This window comes from Bacillus sp. OV166, from assembly GCF_900177675.1.
Taxonomy (GTDB): Bacteria; Bacillota; Bacilli; order Bacillales; family Cytobacillaceae; genus Neobacillus.
Window position 1 is genome coordinate 4,619,252 of the sequence record NZ_FXWM01000001.1, and the last position, 15,625, is coordinate 4,634,876.

The following is a 15,625-nucleotide window of genomic DNA, read 5'->3' on the forward strand; positions in this document are numbered from 1 at the left end:
TCATCCTTTCCATGGCTTTTATGATAAGATTAGTATTTTTTTATGAATTTCTTCCTTACACCTATAAAAATTCCCGCAAATGCGATGATAATGATCCCATATATCGCATTCAAATGGGAAACCTGTTGTTTCTTAACACTAATTTTATCGCTTTTAATTGTAACCTTCTCCGGAATTGGCTCTTTATATTTTAATGGTACTAACTGAACCACTTGCCCGTTAGTATTTTTTATCGATAGTTTCCCCTCAGTATTTACCTCTTTAATTGTACCATTTATTGATTCAGTGATCAGGGTGTCCATTTCAGGACAAAATTCTTTATTATCCTTTTTGTAAATTTCATCTTGCTTTAATATTGAATGCTGAAAGTTCTTAAAACCATAATCAAACAAACGGGCTGTATCATCATATTTCTCTCTTTGTTGTTCAGAATTTAAAACGACTGCTGTCAACCCTAATTTGGCATTTCTAGCTGTAGTAGCCAGAGTTTGTTTTGCCTCACTTGTATACCCTGTTTTGCCGCCTGTTATTCCTGGATAAGCTAACTCTCCTTTAAGCATGCGGTGGTGGGTTAGGATATTCGTTTTCCAAGATTGCCCCTCCCATTTGAGGACTTTTGTTCCAAAGATGTCAGCAAAAATGGGATTCTTAATTGCATAATTAGTTATTATTGCTAAATCCATTGCTGTCGTATAGTGGTTTTTATCAAACAAACCGTTGGGATTGATAAAATGTGTGTTCTTGACGCCAATCGTTGATTTTAAATACCCATTCAAATGAACAGCAAACTGTTCGACACTTCCATCTAAATGTTCCGCAATTGCTACAGCTGCATCATTTCCGGAATTAATTAGCATGCCTTGGATCAATTTTTTTAAAGGGATCTTTTCCCCTTCATCTAAATATACCCTTGTTCCATCTTGTCTAACTGCATTACCACTAACAGTTACGATGCTGTCCAAGTTTCCCTTTTCAATTGCATAGATTGCAGTTGCTATTTTCGTTAGACTTGCAGGGTACATTCTTTGATTGGCATTTTTCGCAAAGAGAATAGCACCTGTATCTGAATCTAACAGAACAGCCCCCTTACTTTTCAGTTCTATCGGACCATTTATTGCCGCAAAGGTGTTTAAATGGTTAGAACAAATAAGTAGGATAAAAATAATTAACGATATTAACTTTTTCAATAGATAACACCCAACTTTTACATTATTTCCAAATTAATATTACCAGATAGTTTTGCAAAATAATAGTTTCAAAATAGAAATTATTAATTAAAGATCTATTATAGGAAAAAGAAAAGCCGGCAGGTATCATCCGCCGGTAATAGTTCTAATTTCTTTTTTTTGATATCAATAAAGTTATTTGAGCCATTATTAATGGTAATGACGATTTTCTGCGGTAAGCCAAGTATTTAGGCTCCCAAATGTTTGTATATTTCTGCTTAAATTTTCTCAGACCTTGGAAATGATAAATAAAGTGTCCGTGCAGGAAAATTTGAGCAGCAATTTTCTCGCCTAGAAAAGAAAACCTTGATAATCCTACATTCGCAAGTGGGGCCATCCCCATATTAAAGCGGCCGTACCCTTGTTCCTTTGCCCAATCAAATAAACAGAGGAAAAGATAATCAACAGTACCTGATGATACTTCGGGTCTAAATCTCATTAAATCAACAGATATCGTCTGATAGTCATCGTAAACATACATAATGCTCATAAAGCCAAGTGTTTGCATATTTTCATCTTTTAAAATGGCAATCGGCGCCTTATTTAAATATTCTTCATCAAAGAACCCCAAAGAAAAACCCTTCTCAGTTCGCCCTAGAAGCCACTCATTAGATATTTCTCTAAGTTCTTCCACCAGCCCTGGTGAAAATGGAGGGTCAACTACTTCAAAAGAATAGTTTGCTCGCGCAAATTTATTTCTTAATGTCCGTAAGCCCTTCATTTTGTTTCCTGAAAGGGAAAAATTCTTCAGATCAACAAACGCCTCTTCACCCAATTTAAAAAAAGCAAAGCCATGGCCGTGGAGATACGGAAGCATATCATCACTTACCTGATAAAAAACAGGAGTAAAACCATGTAAATCGGCTATTTCCTGAAATTCCTCAATTGCATTAGATAATTCGTTTTTTTCCCCAATCGGGTCGCCGAGAATAACTAACTTGTCTGCATATTGTTGATAGGATAATAAAACATTCTTTTTACTGTTCCAAAAGATTAATTTGTCATGTAAAAAAATTAAATGGGAAAGTACCTTTCCTTGATACTTGGTTAAATGAGCAATAATTTCTTTATCTCGACCATTGGACCTCTCCAATGACCACTTTTTAGGCAAACTGATTAAATAGCCAAACATAAGTATTAATAAAGCAATGACAAGTCCTATAACAGCACTCGTAAATAAATCCCGATAATCGACAATTACATAAGGCAAAAGCTTGGAAGGGATTTCTATTTTTGAGATCGGCAGGTTTGCATACCCTATTAAGAGATACATTGCAGTAATCATTAGAATAATCGTAATATCAAAGATCGTTTTTCCCCATGTCAGTACATAACTCTCACGATAAAATTGACCTTTTGACATCCGTAGTAAAAGGGCAACAATAATTAAAAATATCGCTTCCTCATAATCAATCCCTTTAAAAATAGAGAATAGTGCCGCTAGAATTAGGGCGAACATTGTCAACTCATACGCTCTCTTCACACTATATTCAATTCCTCGAGATAATCCTAGTAACAAAAACCCTGCAGCCACCGATAATTGGTGTGATACGTTAATGATTGGAAACGATAAAAGCTCCTGGGCTACCTTTAGTCTGGACATAATTCCAGGGATACTTGCAGATAAAAGCAAGATTAAACCTGATAAAAAAACAAGCATCGTTAACAAGACATGACTAAATCCTTGGACAACAGCTTTAGGAAGATCATTCCAGGTTTGGTTCCATTTTTCCCAATAAAGCTTAACAAAGAATACAAGGCTTAAAAGGAATGGTAAAAAATAATACCCAATCCGATAAAATAAAAGCAAAACAAGCACTTTTTCTTCGGGAATAAATAACTCTTGCATCCCCCAAATAAACACTAAATCAAAGGACCCTAGCCCTCCTGGAATCATACTTATGATGCCTGCACAAGCAGCTACAATATAGACAGGAAATAGACTGTCTGCAGTAATTGAAATCCCTAAAATCCTGCATAAGATCAAAATTGCAAAAAATACCGCGAGCCATTCGATAATTGAAACCAAGATAAGCTTCAAAGTAATATTTGTACTTAATAGTGACTGACTGCCCTTATTTGATTTAATCATATGGATGATTATAAAAAGCGGTAAGTATAAACCGACCCCAAGAACAGCAAAATAGAGCCATCTTGTATCAACAAACAGTGGAAAATTTCGATGCTTTATTATAACGATCCATGATAAAACTGATACCCCTGTTAAATAAAATAAGGATACAGAAGCAATAACCCCCAAAAGCCTTCGCTTGTCCTGTTCGAGCTTATGAAAGAAGTACGTCCTTAACATTCCCCCTATTAATCCACCGAAGCCAATTAAATTTGAAAAGGAATTCGCAATGAATGATTGTTCCAAAAGATCCCGAATTGGGACTTTCAATTTTAATATCCTGACTAATATCACATCATAAAGCAACATTGGTAAAACAGCGACAAAGGTGATTGCTATTATTAATAGAAGAAGCCCGATATTAAGCTGATTTAGTTCATCCTTCAGTAACTGTATATTTAAGTTTTGGGTGAATTTTTTTATTTCAATAATTGCAAAGATTAACAGTAACAACGGGAAAATAAATTTAGCGATTTTTAAAATCTTTTCTTTTCGAATCCCCAACAAGCTAACCACCTAATTTTTCAGCTAATTCAACCTAGTCTCCGCATGTGTTCTTTTAATTCCTGATTTTACTATAAACTTTTCTATAGGAAAAACAAAGAAATATTTCCTCACATTGCTGGGTATTAATACTCATTGTAGACATTTTTTTAAATGTTCAACCATTGATAGTGAACCAAGAGTAAAGAGATTTATTTATCAAAGAGAGTACAAAAATAATAAAAAAGAGACAAGTTTACTCACCTAATAGGCATATGAATAAAGTAGGACAAATATACGAGGGGGGTACCAAATGAAATTTGTAGTATTTAAAAAGGAAACACTACTATTTTTTGCAGCTATTGGTGTTGTACTTGTTTCGCTATCGGCATGGTTCATATTAAAAGCTGGAGATACAACTGTTTTTAATCAGCAAGGAAAAGCAAATATCCGTGAAATTCACATGGTTACTGCGGAATTCAGTACAAAAATGAAAAACGGAAAAGAAATGGAGGCTTACCGCTGGGATCCTGGTACAGTTTTCTTAGAAAAAGACGAAAAAGTAAGGTTATTCATTAATGGGATTAACGGTGAAGAGCATCCTTTTTATATAGAAGGAACAAAAATAAAAGGGATAGTGAGAAAAGGAGAAGAAACCATTGTTCCGCTCCAGTTTGAAAAAGAGGGTACCTATCGATTGATTTGTGAGGTTCATTCAGATCGGTCACAAAATGGCCCAATGATTGCTTATATTGTGGTAGATTAACGCAGGAGATCTTTCTCCTGCTTTTTTTATTCCAATTGTAGTTCTGTTTTAATAATTAATACTATTGACACCTTGTTATTATTGGATTTTTTCTATATAACAGTTTATCTGTTACCCTTAATAATTATAGTACAGTTTTTATTTTTTAATCTAAATGTCAGAAAGAATCTGCCTAGGATAATGAAAAATATCCCTTTAAATCAGACTTCACAAAACCTTAACAATTAGTTACTAATATGCGTACCTTTTTTCACAATATATCTGTTATACTCTATTCATAAAGTAAATACAAAAACTGTTATATAGATTTTATAAAAAATATGAGGTGAAATATGATGGAACAATGGAATGGATTTACCAAAGGTGCATGGTCAAAAGAAGTTAACGTTCGCGATTTTATCCTAAAAAACTTTACTCCTTTTGAAGGAGATGACTCTTTCTTAGCAGGTCCAACTGCAGCAACCACTAAACTTTGGGATCAAGTAATGGAATTAACAAAGCAAGAGCGTGAAAATGGCGGAGTATTGGATATGGACACAGAAACCGTTTCTACTATTACTTCCCATGGTCCTGGATATCTTAATGAAGATCTTGAAAAAATAGTTGGTGTACAAACTGATAAACCTTATAATCGTTCTATGCAGCCATTTGGCGGCATTCGCATGGCGAAAGCGACTTGTGAGGCTTATGGTTACGAATTAAACCCTGAAATTGAAAAATTCTTTACTGAGTTCCGTAAAACTCACAACCAAGGTGTCTTCGATGCCTATACCGATGAAATGATGCTTGCACGTAAAGCTGCAATCATTACTGGACTTCCTGATGCATATGGCCGCGGTCGTATTATCGGTGATTACCGTAGGGTTGCCCTTTATGGTGTTGATTTCTTAATCCAAGAAAAGCACAAGGATCAAAAGAACACAAGCAAAGTAATGACTGAAGATAACATGCGTCTTCGCGAAGAACTCGCTGAACAAATTCGTGCGTTAAAAGAACTGAAGGAAATGGCAAACAGCTATGGATTTGATATTAGCCAGCCTGCTAAAAATGCTGCTGAAGCATTCCAGTTTGTGTATTTTGGTTACTTAGCAGCGATCAAGGAACAAAATGGTGCTGCGATGAGCCTTGGTCGTGTATCAACGTTCTTAGATATTTACGTAGAAAGAGACATACAAAACGGTACATTAACTGAAGAAGCTGTACAAGAAATTGTTGACCATTTTATTATGAAACTTCGTCTCGTTAAATTTGCACGGACACCAGATTATAATGAATTATTCAGCGGTGACCCTACATGGGTAACTGAGTCAATTGGCGGTATGGCAAATGATGGTCGTTCTCTTGTAACGAAGAACTCCTTCCGTTTCCTTCATACATTAGATAATTTAGGTGCCGCACCAGAACCAAACTTAACGGTTTTATGGTCACCGCAGTTACCTGAGAACTTTAAAAAGTATTGCGCAAAAATGTCAATCAAAACTAGCTCCATTCAATATGAAAACGATGATATTATGCGTCCAGAATATGGCGATGACTATGGAATTGCCTGCTGTGTATCCGCTATGGAAATTGGTAAGCAAATGCAATTCTTCGGAGCTCGTGCAAACCTAGCAAAAGCACTTCTTTACTCCATTAACGGCGGCGTTGATGAAAAATTAAAAATCCAAGTTGGACCACAATATCAGCCAATTACTTCTGAAGTATTAAATTATGAAGAAGTCATGCAAAAATTTGATCTTATGATGGAATGGCTTGCTGGACTTTATATTAACACATTAAATGTAATTCACTATATGCATGATAAGTACAGCTATGAAAGAATTGAAATGGCGTTACATGATACCAAGATCCTTCGTACGATGGCAACTGGTATTGCTGGCCTATCCGTTGTTGCTGATTCACTTAGTGCCATTAAATATGGTGAAGTAAAGGTAATCCGTGATGAAAATGGTCTTGCGGTTGATTTTGAAACGAATGGAGACTTCCCTAAATACGGAAACAACGATGACCGTGTTGATGCGATTGCTGTTGAAGTTCTTAAAACCTTTATGAAAAAGCTTCGCAAGCACCAAACTTACCGTGACTCAGTTCATACACTTTCAATCTTGACGATTACATCAAATGTGGTATATGGAAAGAAAACTGGTAACACACCTGATGGCCGTCGTATGGGAGAACCATTTGCACCAGGTGCTAACCCAATGCATGGACGTGACACAAAAGGAACATTAGCTTCCCTTTCTTCTGTTGCAAAACTTCCTTACAATTATGCAATGGATGGAATTTCAAATACCTTCTCAATTGTGCCTAAAGCTTTAGGTAAAGAAGAAGAAAGCCAAGTGCGCAACCTAGTATCCATCCTAGATGGATATGCTATCAAATCAGGTCATCACTTAAATGTTAACGTCTTTAATAGAGAAACATTAATTGATGCAATGGAACACCCAGAGCTTTATCCACAATTAACAATCCGTGTATCTGGTTATGCAGTAAACTTTATTAAATTAACAAAAGAACAGCAATTAGACGTTATTAATCGTACTTTCCACGAATCATTATAAAGCGGAAGCGCTGCTAGGCGCTGGAATCAGAGAACTAGTTCAATACCAGGAGCCCTTTATATCGGGCTCCTATTAAATTAAAGGGGGATCATCATCATGAACGGAAATATTCATTCAATCGAAACATTAGGGACAGTCGACGGACCAGGGATCCGATATGTAATTTTTACACAAGGCTGTCTATTAAGGTGCCAGTTTTGCCATAATGCTGATACTTGGGAAATCGGCAGCGGCAAAGAAATGGCTGTTTCCGATATCATGGATGATCTAATGTCTTACCTCCCCTTCATTCAATCGTCGGGTGGCGGTATTACAGTAAGCGGTGGAGAACCACTGTTGCAAATTCCTTTCTTAATAGAATTGTTCAAGGAATGCAAAAAGAAAGGGATTCATACTACCATCGATTCCTCTGGTGGCTGTTTCTCCCATTCCAAGCTTTTTATTGAACAGCTTGAAGAACTCTTACAGTATACTGACTTAATCCTTCTCGATTTGAAGCATATTAACCGAAAAAAGCATATCCAGCTAACTGGCATGGCCAATGTTCATATCCTTGAATTTGCAACATTTTTATCAGACCATCAAGTTCCGGTTTGGGTACGCCATGTGCTTGTCCCTACGGTTACGGATGATCCTGAAGATCTGGAAAAACTCGGTGAATTTATCGGAACGCTTAAAAATGTGCAAAAGATTGAAATCCTGCCGTATCACAAGCTCGGTGTTTATAAGTGGGAAGCTCTAGGACTTGAATATCAACTTAACTCTGTCGAACCACCTTCAGAGGAAAAAGTCGAGTTTGCTTATAAATTGATAACTGCAAGCTGGAAGGCACCGATTGGACACTGATTCACTTCTGAATCAGTGTTTTTTTAAGAACTTATTAGTCCAATTAGTAATGTCTTCAAAATATGGTATAATCGCAATTATAAAATTGATTCTTTACTCTTTCTACTATATACTCATATCATTGACAATTAAGTGAGGTGATAATTTTTGTTTCAATTGCTTATAGATATTTCAGATATCAATGCCCTAAACGCCCTTTACGTCAGTATTTATTTAGGAATTACTTTAAAATTCTTATGGGCTTGGAGTGTGGAATATTCTTTTCTTGGCTCCTTATCTAATCAAGCAAGAACAGAAATTATTCACCCATTGGCATTTTACCGTAAGAAAAGTTGTTTAAATGGAAGCTATATTCTGAAAAGAATTGTTATATATTTTCGTAGAAAAGAATATTCTCAGGATGATACTGAAGAGCCTATTTCCTTCCTCTATACTTAACAATTTATTTACAACATTCTAGGAGGAAATATGAAAACAAAACGATCTTCACTACTATTATTCTCACTGCTTGGCTTAATAACATTATTACTATCGGCTTGTTCATCTCAAACACAAAAAGGAACTAACAATACTGGATTTTTTCAACATTATGTTGTCAATCCTTTTTCTATATCTATCCATTCCGTTGCTGAATTCTTTAACGGAAACTATGGTTTGGCCATAATTATTGTTACAATAGTTATCAGACTAGCGTTAATGCCGTTAATGCTTAGGCAGTATAAAAATCAAATGGGTATGAAGGAAAAGATGGATGTATTAAAACCCGAAATGGACGTTATTCAAGCAAAGATGAAAACTGAAAAGGATCCTAAGAAAAAGCAAGAACTACAAGCGGAAATGATGGGCCTTTATAAAAAGCACGGGGTAAACCCATTAAATATGGGCTGTTTGCCAATGCTCATTCAAATGCCTATTCTAACTGGCTTCTATTATGCGATTCGCGGTTCTGAAGAAATTAAAACCCACGAGTTTTTATGGTTTAGTCTCGGAAATCCAGACATTATTATTACAATCATTGCCGGGGTTATTTACTACTTCCAGTTTAAAGTTTCCCAGTCCAATATGCCAACAGCACAGCAAGACCAAATGAAATACATGGGATTGCTATCTCCATTAATGATTGTCATGTTTTCTTTTAATGCACCAGCAGCCCTGCCTCTTTATTGGGTAGTTGGCGGTACATTCCTAATTGTACAAACTATGATTAGCAAAAGTCTTTATCAGATAAATAAAACACCAAAAGTCCAAGTCAAACAAAAATAATCAGATTGAAAAAAGAAGCATCCTTTGATGCTTCTTTTTTTAGATCCAGCTTCCTAACAATAGCCCACAAAAGGTAAGTATGATTCCTATCGTGAAACTGCTTAGCAAATAGCTGTAATAAAGCTTTTTCTTTTTTTCCTTTTTAAGATTTACCGATTCAAGCATTAATGTTGAAAAAGTCGTAAATGACCCCATAAATCCAATACCTATTAAGGAATATAATGACCCTTTTACATTCAGCCCGAGGAGTAACCCCAATAAAAAAGCACCAATTAAATTGACTGTTAGGGTAGCTGAGGGAAAGCCTGTTTTATTTTGGTTTCTGCTAATCGCAAAGCGGCTAATCGCTCCAAAAAAACCACCAATTGAAACAAATATAATCTCAATCATATAACTCTCCTCGATTTTTTTGCTTGTTCACTAAGTAACATTCCTGCCTTAGCCAAAAATAGACCTCCAAATAAACTAACAATTAAATAAAGGAAGCCAAATATGTATTTTCCTGTTTCAAGTAAATGAACTGTTTCAAAGGAAAAAGTTGAAAAGGTAGTATACGAACCAATGACACCAGTGGTAAGTGCGGTAAACAAATACGGATGAAGCTTATTTGAACTAACAAAATGATTTGTCATAAAACCCAATAGAAAGGAACCTGTTAAATTTATTAAAAGGGTTCCTATTGGAAATTCTTTCCCCCATACCACTACAGCAAAAACTGATAATAAATAGCGGAGCAAACTTCCAACGACTCCGCCTAATCCAACTAAGAAATATATCAAAAGCACACACCCCTAAACATTTTGCTTTTTATTATTATCAACTTAAACCGGTTAGGATAGTTTTTTACAAAAATGGCAACCTAATTGTAGTACTTTGACAAAGGAGTGTTAATACAACATGAGAAACAGCTTATTCGTCATTGCCACCCTCGTTTCGAGTCTTTATTTAACAGGTTGTGCAAAGAATAATATCGATGGTGATGTAGCAACCCGGCAACGAAATGCAAATGAAATAACTAGAGTGAATTTTAATAACCCTAATCAGGTCGGACCAGCTCTTTCAAGTGCAGATACTAGTGATCCGGAATTAGATCGCAACAGAAATTATAACACTATTACCAATGGACGCAATTATAACAAAGTTGGAAGCAATCAAACCAATACTAGAGTAGCGGACAAAGCTGCTGATAAAGTAGTCAACTTAACAGAAGTAGACAACGCAACTGTTATTATAAACGATAATAATGCTTATGTTGCGGCTAAATTGGACGTTTCAGCTCGTAATGAATTGACTTCAGCTATTAAAGAAAAGATTGCTCGAGCAGTTAAAACTGTTGATCGGGACATTGACAATGTTTATATTTCTGTTAACCCTGATTTTTATGATCGAATGAATACTTATTCAAGAGATATTCGAAATGGAAGACCGGTTTCAGGTTTTATCGATGAGTTTTCCGATACCATCCGCAGAGTGTTTCCTAATGCGAAGTAAAATAAAGTGGGACGGGAAGTAAAATGCCTGGCAAATTGACCAGGCATCTTACTCTTCACTGCAGTTTCAATTTAAGCTCTGTTCTTACATTGTCCCATTCATGACAAAGGATACTAAAAAAGACCGTGTCCCTGGTGTATCCATCGGAAATAATCCGATCTTTTCGTAATATTCCTTCCTTTACTGCTCCAATTCTAGCAATAGCTTGCTGTGACCTTTCATTTCGAGAGTCTGTTTTTAATTGAACACGCGTCAGTTTCCAATTTTCAAAGGCATGCGTTAATAACAGGAATTTACATTCTGTATTTACCTTTGTCCGCCATACATCTGGGTGATACCATGTCGAACCAATTTCAGCACTTTTATGTCGCGGGGATATGTCTAAGAATCGGGTGCTGCCAATCACTTGATTTTCGTTATTTACAACGGTGAAAGTGTATTCTGATCCATTTTCTCTAGCTTTCAATGCTGCTTTAATCATTTGTTCCATTTCATTTTTCGATCGAACCTTGGTCGCCATATACGTCCAAATTTCATTTGGTTTTGCCGCTTCCCATAAGCCCTCTAAATGGTCCATACTGATTGGAATCAAATTTACATTTTCCCCTTGTAACGAAAAAAGGTTGTTCCATAATTTATCCATTATTTAATATCTCCCCTTCATTTACCGTACCATTACCACTTTTTCCATATAAAAAGACTGCGGGCTATGCTCCACAGTCCTGTTTATCTATGCATCTTGGAAATATTCCTTGTAGAAGCCGCCTACTTTTCCGGTATTGTCAATAATGTAATAAAATTCTTCTGTCTCATTTTTCACATCATAGATTTTCCCAGCAGTTAAGGCGTTATTGACAAGGTATTTTTTTGCATCCGTGTGAACGCATTTTATTTTTTTTACTGTTTCACGATCACGCCATGATAGATGAATCATTGTTGCCACCGTTCCTTTCGATCAATGTCCAATTTCTAGTATAATCAATCGGGCTGGTCCTGTGCAACCATATCATGCGTCAATTCCGAAAGTATTAGTTTTTTATTTTCACCAATTCTAATTTTATCTGTTATTAATTTAAGAAATTTGAACTTTTTTCAAATTTTATTAATTTGGGGTTCTCAAACAGACTGTAAACCATTACAATTATAAAAACTGAATATTCAATCCATTTACCAAGGAGGCATTCATAAAAAATGAAAATTATGAGTAATGAGCAATTGGTTGTTTCGTATCGGGATGCATTAAAGTCTGACAAGGAAAAAGAATGGATTAAGATCTTAAAGGATGAAATCAAACGGCGTGGTTTAAAACCATTTAAAAATCGTTAGCATAAACCCCATGAAAAAACCGCTGAAAGGATTCAGCGGTTTTTCAATAAATAAATTATCTTCATTTAGCTTACAGGATGTATTTATTCAAGATCTCGATTGGAAATAATCTAAATTAAAGTTGGTTATTTAACTCTCTAATAGGCCGAAAGCCTAACCCATTAAGTTTTGAAGCAATTTTGTCTGCTGCATCAACAGGGTGATCTGCAGATATTTCAAAGAATTCCCCTTCATACTCTTGTTTTGCATGGTCATAGCGTGGATCATAATAATGTTCAAGTAAAATTCGAATCAAATCAGGATAATTACGATCTGTTAACATTTGGATGAGCGATTTTTTAATGTCTTGATCTTTAACACGTCTTAACACCTTTTCAATACCATCAGAAATCTTTTCGAAATACCAGTGTTCTTCCTTGTATGGCTGCACATACTCGGCGACAAGATGCTTTACCCGTTGATCAATGTGGGTGTTGAGATTGACGTTAATACCTTGCATTTTTTTATCCATTAATTGTTCAGTTTGGACAGCTTTTCCAATTCTTTTGCTTTCCGCTTCAACCAGAAAATAATCAGCATCTTTTATTTCTTGAAGACCTTTAAATAGAAGGGAGTCAAATGTTTTTTGGTTATGACCGTCACCAAGACCAATCGTTCCAAATATCGAACCGCGATGGCCCGCCATCTCTTCAAGGTCTAAGATCGGATATCCCTTCTTTTTCAATATCTTTAAGACCTCTGTTTTACCAACACCGGTCAGTCCGTGGAGGACGATTGCTTTGTTAGGAAGCATTGTCGGCAATTGTTCAAGAATATAGTGGCGGTATGCTTTATAACCTCCAACGAGTCGCCAAGAATAAATTCCGGCAAACTCTAAAAACGTAACCACTGCCTTACTTCGCATTCCACCACGCCAGCAATGGATAATAAGTTCCGTATTGTCTGAAACGTATTTTTTTATTGTTTGAAGGAGTTCAGGAATTTTAGGCGAGACAATTTCCATTGCCTTCCATTTCGCAATTGCCGACCCTTCTTGTTTGTAAATGGTTCCGATTACTTGTCGTTCCACATTTGTAAATAAGGGAACATTGATTGCTCCCGGAATTGCACCATCTTTAAACTCGATCGGTGAGCGTATATCAATGATTACTGGGTTCTTTATCGTAAAAAGTTCTTCAACCGTCATGTCCTTCATTAATCTACGCTCCTTGTAAAAGTAATATTATCCGAAAAATAACATATCTAATGAAAACAAACAAAACTTCCACAACGGGAAGTTTCAGAAAAGTATACATCATGGAAATTTATTTTCATAATAAAGTATAAACACCATTATACAGGATTTATCACTAGCTTTCAAGAAGCTGGGAATTACTGCTTGTTGTCAATATTTTTTCTACTTGTGAAATGGTGTACCTGTTAAAGTTTCAATAACAATTCCGTAAACTAAATTATATAAATTTTAGAGGGTTCACGCAGTAACAAATGACACTAACTATTAAAAAGTCTACTCTCACCATCGAGAGTAGATTTTTTATCTATACGATCTTTGATTTTGGTTTGAAGACTGACATCAACTGTTCCATCTCGAGCAAATTTTCACTATTAAATAAATCGACAATTTTACTGCCGACAATAACTCCATCACAGTATTTTGTTAGGTCAGTTATTTGATCTTGATTTGAAATGCCGAAGCCAGCCAAGACGGGAATTGGACTTACATCTTTTACAGATTTTAAAAATTGATTCAATTCCGAATCATATTCATTTCTTACCCCTGTAATCCCCTTAATTGTAACCGTGTATAAAAATCCCTTGCCCTTGCTTGAAATCGTTTTGATTCGCTCCATTGGTGTTGTCAGTGTTACGAGGCGAATCAACTCAATTTCTGCTTTCTCAAGTTGTGGCGTAATGATTTCCTCTTCTTCTATTGGCAAATCGGGAATAATACATCCATCCACACCAGCAAGACGAATATCTCGGACAAATTCATCGATTCCATAGGAATAAATGGGATTTAAGTAGGTCATGATGAGGATTGGAACTGACACATCCTTTCGTGCTTTTCCTAGTTCTGCAATAATCCCCTTTAAGGTTGTTCCATTTTCAAGTGCCCTTATTCCAGCTCGTTGAATAGTTGGTCCATCAGCCACAGGGTCTGAAAACGGAACCCCAACTTCAATCGCGGTTGCACCAAATTTCTCCAACAGTGTTAGACGTTCAACCAAACATTCTAGCCCACCATCCCCGGCCATTATGTAGGGAACAAAAGCTTTTGTATTATTTTCTTTTAATGCCGTAAAAGTTTTTTCAAAACGGTTCATTTCTTATCTCTCCTCTCTAAGCCGTGTTTTCACGGTATCTACATCTTTATCTCCGCGTCCTGAAAGGCAAACTACAATCTTTTTTGAATCGTCCATTTCAGCGGCAAGCTTCACTGCAAAGGCTATTGCGTGTGCGCTTTCTAGCGCTGGGATGATTCCTTCAAGCTTGGATAAGAGCTGAAATGCCTCCAGTGCTTCTTTATCGGTAATCGATTGATATGATGCTCGACCAATGTCATGCAAATAGCTGTGTTCCGGTCCTACGCCTGGGTAATCAAGACCTGCCGAGATGGAATGGGCTTCTTGAACTTGACCATCTTGATCTTGTAATAGATACATTAGTGCGCCATGTAGTACACCTGGACTTCCCTTTGTTAAGGAAGCCGCATGATACTCTGTATCTACACCCTGTCCAGCAGCTTCCACGCCATAGAGACTAACCATTTCATCCTCGATAAAAGGATGGAACATCCCCATCGCATTACTCCCGCCGCCAATACAGGCAACCACTGCATCCGGAAGCGCCCCTTCGCTTAATTGGAATTGTTGTTTTGTTTCCTTACCAATAACACTTTGAAAATCTCTGACCATTTGCGGAAATGGATGTGGTCCCATTACAGATCCTAATAGATAGTGGGTATCATCTACATTTTCAACCCAGTATCTTAAGGCTTCGTTTACGGCATCTTTTAATGTTGCACTTCCAGATGTAACACTGACGACCTTTGCACCCAGCAATTCCATTCGAAAAACATTTAGTGCCTGCCTTTTGATGTCCTCCTCACCCATAAATACGATACAATCAAGATTTAATAAGGCACAAACGGTTGCCGTTGCTACACCATGCTGACCTGCACCGGTTTCAGCTACAATTTTCTTCTTTCCCATACGTACCGCTAGTAGTGCCTGCCCAATCGCATTGTTAATTTTATGGGCGCCAGTATGGTTTAAATCTTCTCTTTTTAGAAAAATCTTAGCCCCGCCCGCGTGTTTCGTCAGGTTATCTGCATAATACAATGGGGTTTCTCTACCCACATAGTCTTTTAACAATTTTCGAATTTCCGCTTGAAAGGAAGGATCCTTTTTGGCGCTTTCATAGGCTTCACCAAGTTCAATTACTGCTTTCATTAATGTTTCTGGGACAAATCTTCCCCCGAAAATGCCGAAGTGGCCTTTCTCATTTGGCAATGTATACGTGTTCATTCCCT

General features: G+C 36.5%; 16 protein-coding genes. 7 read left to right on the forward strand and 9 right to left on the reverse strand.

The window, feature by feature from the left end; genetic code table 11:
* Positions 1–29: 29 nt before the first annotated feature.
* Together CCK98_RS22560 and mprF are read right to left on the reverse strand one after the other, a co-directional pair.
* On the reverse strand, positions 30–1,187 hold the full coding sequence (locus CCK98_RS22560) for a D-alanyl-D-alanine carboxypeptidase family protein (protein ID WP_088088619.1): 1,158 nt from the start codon (positions 1,185–1,187) through the stop codon (positions 30–32).
* Positions 1,188–1,332: 145 nt separating this feature from the next.
* Positions 1,333–3,861, reverse strand: coding sequence for a bifunctional lysylphosphatidylglycerol flippase/synthetase MprF (gene mprF, locus CCK98_RS22565; RefSeq protein WP_256942448.1), 2,529 nt, complete (start codon positions 3,859–3,861; stop codon positions 1,333–1,335).
* A 292-nt stretch (positions 3,862–4,153) separates the two neighbouring features.
* Between mprF and CCK98_RS22570 the strand changes: the two genes are divergently transcribed.
* From CCK98_RS22570 to yidC, 5 genes are all read left to right on the forward strand, one after another.
* Positions 4,154–4,606: a cupredoxin domain-containing protein gene (locus tag CCK98_RS22570; RefSeq protein WP_088088621.1), complete on the forward strand. Its 453-nt coding sequence runs from the start codon at positions 4,154–4,156 to the stop codon at positions 4,604–4,606.
* A 335-nt stretch (positions 4,607–4,941) separates the two neighbouring features.
* Positions 4,942–7,167 (forward strand): formate C-acetyltransferase, encoded by a 2,226-nt coding sequence (gene pflB / locus CCK98_RS22575; RefSeq protein WP_088088622.1) that lies wholly within the window; start codon positions 4,942–4,944, stop codon positions 7,165–7,167.
* Between the two features lie 96 nt (positions 7,168–7,263).
* Positions 7,264–8,013, forward strand: a complete 750-nt coding sequence (gene pflA / locus CCK98_RS22580; RefSeq protein ID WP_088088623.1) for a pyruvate formate-lyase-activating protein — start codon at positions 7,264–7,266, stop codon at positions 8,011–8,013.
* A 147-nt stretch (positions 8,014–8,160) separates the two neighbouring features.
* Entirely contained in the window at positions 8,161–8,451 is a 291-nt protein-coding gene (locus CCK98_RS22585) for a hypothetical protein (RefSeq protein WP_088088624.1), read from the forward strand.
* A 30-nt stretch (positions 8,452–8,481) separates the two neighbouring features.
* Positions 8,482–9,276 (forward strand): membrane protein insertase YidC, encoded by a 795-nt coding sequence (gene yidC, locus CCK98_RS22590; protein ID WP_088088625.1) that lies wholly within the window; start codon positions 8,482–8,484, stop codon positions 9,274–9,276.
* 39 nt (positions 9,277–9,315) lie between these two features.
* Here the strand turns inward: yidC and CCK98_RS22595 are convergent, their stop codons facing one another.
* Positions 9,316–9,666, reverse strand: coding sequence for a CrcB family protein (locus CCK98_RS22595; RefSeq protein WP_088088626.1), 351 nt, complete (start codon positions 9,664–9,666; stop codon positions 9,316–9,318).
* Entirely contained in the window at positions 9,663–10,055 is a 393-nt protein-coding gene (gene crcB / locus CCK98_RS22600; protein ID WP_088088627.1) for a fluoride efflux transporter CrcB, read from the reverse strand. Before crcB ends, CCK98_RS22595 begins: the two co-directional genes overlap by 4 nt.
* A 118-nt stretch (positions 10,056–10,173) precedes the next feature.
* Between crcB and CCK98_RS22605 the strand changes: the two genes are divergently transcribed.
* Positions 10,174–10,767 (forward strand): YhcN/YlaJ family sporulation lipoprotein, encoded by a 594-nt coding sequence (locus CCK98_RS22605; RefSeq protein ID WP_088088628.1) that lies wholly within the window; start codon positions 10,174–10,176, stop codon positions 10,765–10,767.
* 55 nt (positions 10,768–10,822) lie between these two features.
* Here the strand turns inward: CCK98_RS22605 and CCK98_RS22610 are convergent, their stop codons facing one another.
* Both CCK98_RS22610 and CCK98_RS22615 read right to left on the reverse strand, forming a co-directional pair.
* Entirely contained in the window at positions 10,823–11,410 is a 588-nt protein-coding gene (locus tag CCK98_RS22610) for a GNAT family N-acetyltransferase (RefSeq protein ID WP_088088629.1), read from the reverse strand.
* A gap of 87 nt (positions 11,411–11,497) precedes the next feature.
* A complete protein-coding gene (locus tag CCK98_RS22615) occupies positions 11,498–11,701 on the reverse strand; it encodes a DUF6501 family protein (RefSeq protein ID WP_088088630.1) in 204 nt (67 codons plus the stop codon).
* Positions 11,702–11,958: 257 nt separating this feature from the next.
* On the opposite strand from CCK98_RS22615, the gene sda reads away from it, so the two are divergent.
* Complete coding sequence (sda, locus tag CCK98_RS22620) at positions 11,959–12,093, forward strand: sporulation histidine kinase inhibitor Sda (protein ID WP_088088631.1); 135 nt, start codon at positions 11,959–11,961, stop codon at positions 12,091–12,093.
* A gap of 115 nt (positions 12,094–12,208) precedes the next feature.
* Here the strand turns inward: sda and mnmH are convergent, their stop codons facing one another.
* From mnmH to trpB, 3 genes are all read right to left on the reverse strand, one after another.
* Complete coding sequence (gene mnmH / locus CCK98_RS22625) at positions 12,209–13,288, reverse strand: tRNA 2-selenouridine(34) synthase MnmH (RefSeq protein ID WP_088088632.1); 1,080 nt, start codon at positions 13,286–13,288, stop codon at positions 12,209–12,211.
* Positions 13,289–13,631: 343 nt separating this feature from the next.
* Positions 13,632–14,417: a tryptophan synthase subunit alpha gene (trpA, locus tag CCK98_RS22630; RefSeq protein ID WP_088088633.1), complete on the reverse strand. Its 786-nt coding sequence runs from the start codon at positions 14,415–14,417 to the stop codon at positions 13,632–13,634.
* A 3-nt stretch (positions 14,418–14,420) separates the two neighbouring features.
* A complete protein-coding gene (trpB, locus tag CCK98_RS22635; protein ID WP_088088634.1) occupies positions 14,421–15,620 on the reverse strand; it encodes a tryptophan synthase subunit beta in 1,200 nt (399 codons plus the stop codon).
* Between the last annotated feature and the right edge of the window lie 5 nt (positions 15,621–15,625).